The sequence below is a fragment of the Vibrio sp. 1557 genome, from assembly GCF_033340175.1.
In the GTDB taxonomy this organism is placed as follows: Bacteria; Pseudomonadota; Gammaproteobacteria; order Enterobacterales; family Vibrionaceae; genus Vibrio; species Vibrio alginolyticus.
In genome coordinates this window covers 1-3,318 of record NZ_JAWOVZ010000061.1, presented here as the reverse complement: position 1 = coordinate 3,318, position 3,318 = coordinate 1, and the positions used below count along the sequence as shown (strand labels likewise).

The window sequence follows — 3,318 nt, the reverse complement described above, 5'->3', positions numbered from 1 at the left end:
GCGGTAAACGAGTGAGGGAATTTCAGGTAAGATACTTCGGATGAGGAGCAAAAAGGTGGTTTATACTTCCTATACCCAAATTGCTTAATTAATGTTAAAGCTTCTCCAGCAATTCCCCTGCCTTGAGCACTTTGCTTAATCATGTAACCTACTTCGGCTATTCGCGCCTTGTGATTAATGACCTTCAATCCAATACTGCCCAGCTTTTCTCCTGATGATATGTCCTCAATACCAAATGAAAGCCAGTGATCACTTTCAAACTGCCAAGATTGAGATTTTAACTCAAACGCTGCCACAGCTTCTTGATAAGTTAGAGGCTCATACACATGCTCCATCATAATGGGGCACATTGATATTTCTATGAACAACTGTCTATCTGAACTATCAAATGGTGATAGTTTTATTCTACTACCTCTTAGCTCCACTATTTTTCCTTTGCTTTATTTGTCTATTTGTCAGAAGTCTTATCGGATGATGCTAATTTTTGTGTATGAAGGAGTAAACTAACGTCTCCAACCTGACCATGCCCAGGCACTACAGTGACTATATCTGGATAGCGTTGCAGCACTCTTTGAATAGAGTTCGACCATTCGCCTATATTTGCATCTCCAGTGTAACCTAGACTTTTATTACGGAGGCTTTTAACAAAGCAACCGCCAAATAATAGCTTTTCATTCGGTAACCAAACAACGATGTTATCTTCAGTATGGCCTGGGCCAGGATAATACACTGTCGCAATGCCGTTGAAAATTTTGAGTTCATTGCTCGATATTTCAGTATTCGAAATTTCTTTGTTATTGAGTTTAAGAAGTTGATTAGTGAGTGAAGTGGCATAAGTGTTAACTTTTAAATCATTTAAAAGTGGTAAATCACCACTCGCATCTTCATGAAAGTGAGTTACTATTGCGCTTTTTAGTACGAGACCTCTATCTTCAATCCATTCAATAAGTTGATTGGTTGCTTTGGTCGTCCAAGGAGTGTCAATCAGGTATGCCGCATCTCCATCGACTACAATTAAGCCAGACGCGCCAATAAACCCCCAAGGCTCAACATGTTTATATGAGATATGCTGATAGATATTATCGGTTAATTGTTTAACCTCCAGCGTTTTAGTGTCTGTATTGTTTGCTGCTGTTACAAAAGGAACAAAAAGAGTAATGAGCAGAATATTTTTTATCAGAAAATTCATTATTGACGACCTCTGAACGTCATTAAAAATGTGCAATTATGAGCTTGTAACGTCTATTACATTGAATCAAATTAAGTTGTTCATAGCGACTAAGTAGAGACATTTATCTTAAGTAACCTTATATGCGTTTGTAATCTTTTAATGCATTGAGACATGGAGCAAATGCTAAGAATAGCGTATCTTTTATGCTTTTGCAAGTAGTTCAAAGTTTCGGCAAGTTGAACAAGACGTTAAGGCAATTGAAGTTTCTCTTTCTGCTCGTATAGGTGTTTCCGTTCTTGATACTCAAAATGGAGAATACTGGGATTACAATGGCAATCAGCGCTTCCCGTTGACAAGTACTTTTAAAACAATAGCTTGCGCTAAATTACTATATGATGCTGAGCAAGGAAAAGTTAATCCCAATAGTACAGTCGAGATTAAGAAAGCAGATCTTGTGACCTATTCCCCTGTAATAGAAAAGCAAGTAGGGCAGGCAATCACACTCGATGATGCGTGCTTCGCAACTATGACTACAAGTGATAATACTGCGGCAAATATCATCCTAAGTGCTGTAGGTGGCTCCAAAGGCGTTACTGATTTTTTAAGACAAATTGGGGACAAAGAGACTCGTCTAGACCGTATTGAGCCTGATTTAAATGAAGGTAAGCTCGGTGATTTGAGGGATACGACAACTCCTAAGGCAATAGCCAGTACTTTGAATAAATTTTTATTTGGTTCAGCGCTATCTGAAATGAACAAAAAAAAATTAGAGTCTTGGATGGTGAACAATCAAGTCACTGGTAATTTACTACGTTCAGTATTGCCGGCGGGATGGAACATTGCGGATCGTTCAGGTGCTGGCGGATTTGGTGCTCGGAGTATTACAGCAGTTGTGTGGAGTGAGCATCAAGCCCCAATTATTGTGAGCATCTATCTAGCTCAAACACAGGCTTCAATGGCAGAGCGAAATGATGCGATTGTTAAAATTGGTCGTTCAATTTTTGACGTTTATACATCACAGTCGCGCTGATAAGGCTAACAAGGCCATCAAGTTGACGGCTTTTCCGTCGCTTGTTTTGTGGCTTAACGCTACGCTACCACAAAACAATCAACTACAAAGCCGCAACTTATGGCGGCGTTAAACATCATGAGGGAAGCGGTGATCGCCGAAGTATCGACTCAACTATCAGAGGTAGTTGGCGTCATCGAGCGCCATCTCGAACCGACGTTGCTGGCCGTACATTTGTACGGCTCCGCAGTGGATGGCGGCCTGAAGCCACACAGTGATATTGATTTGCTGGTTACGGTGACCGTAAGGCTTGATGAAACAACGCGGCGAGCTTTGATCAACGACCTTTTGGAAACTTCGGCTTCCCCTGGAGAGAGCGAGATTCTCCGCGCTGTAGAAGTCACCATTGTTGTGCACGACGACATCATTCCGTGGCGTTATCCAGCTAAGCGCGAACTGCAATTTGGAGAATGGCAGCGCAATGACATTCTTGCAGGTATCTTCGAGCCAGCCACGATCGACATTGATCTGGCTATCTTGCTGACAAAAGCAAGAGAACATAGCGTTGCCTTGGTAGGTCCAGCGGCGGAGGAACTCTTTGATCCGGTTCCTGAACAGGATCTATTTGAGGCGCTAAATGAAACCTTAACGCTATGGAACTCGCCGCCCGACTGGGCTGGCGATGAGCGAAATGTAGTGCTTACGTTGTCCCGCATTTGGTACAGCGCAGTAACCGGCAAAATCGCGCCGAAGGATGTCGCTGCCGACTGGGCAATGGAGCGCCTGCCGGCCCAGTATCAGCCCGTCATACTTGAAGCTAGACAGGCTTATCTTGGACAAGAAGAAGATCGCTTGGCCTCCCGCGCAGATCAGTTGGAAGAATTTGTTCACTACGTGAAAGGCGAGATCACCAAGGTAGTCGGCAAATAATGTCTAACAATTCGTTCAAGCCGACGCCGCTTCGCGGCGCGGCTTAACTCAAGCGTTAGATGCACTAAGCACATAATTGCTCACAGCCAAACTATCAGGTCAAGTCTGCTTTTATTATTTTTAAGCGTGCATAATAAGCCCTACACAAATTGGGAGATATATCATGAAAGGCTGGCTTTTTCTTGTTATCGCAATAGTTGGCGAAGTA

General features: G+C 42.8%; 3 protein-coding genes and 1 pseudogene. 2 read left to right on the top strand and 2 right to left on the bottom strand.

Going from position 1 to position 3,318, the window contains the following annotated elements; genetic code table 11:
• On the bottom strand, nucleotides 1-425 hold a 425-nt coding region (locus R7070_RS24475), incomplete at its 3' end, for a GNAT family N-acetyltransferase (RefSeq protein WP_318081625.1).
• 23 nt (nucleotides 426-448) lie between these two features.
• Nucleotides 449-1,189: a subclass B1 metallo-beta-lactamase VAM-1 gene (locus tag R7070_RS24470; protein WP_181726415.1), complete on the bottom strand. Its 741-nt coding sequence runs from the start codon at nucleotides 1,187-1,189 to the stop codon at nucleotides 449-451.
• A gap of 178 nt (nucleotides 1,190-1,367) precedes the next feature.
• On the opposite strand from R7070_RS24470, the gene blaPSE reads away from it, so the two are divergent.
• Together blaPSE and aadA1 are read left to right on the top strand one after the other, a co-directional pair.
• Nucleotides 1,368-2,201: a PSE family carbenicillin-hydrolyzing class A beta-lactamase gene (gene blaPSE, locus R7070_RS24465; RefSeq protein WP_181726425.1), complete on the top strand. Its 834-nt coding sequence runs from the start codon at nucleotides 1,368-1,370 to the stop codon at nucleotides 2,199-2,201.
• Nucleotides 2,202-2,318: 117 nt separating this feature from the next.
• A pseudogene (gene aadA1 / locus R7070_RS24460) lies at nucleotides 2,319-3,157 on the top strand (ANT(3'')-Ia family aminoglycoside nucleotidyltransferase AadA1).
• Nucleotides 3,158-3,318: the final 161 nt, after the last annotated feature.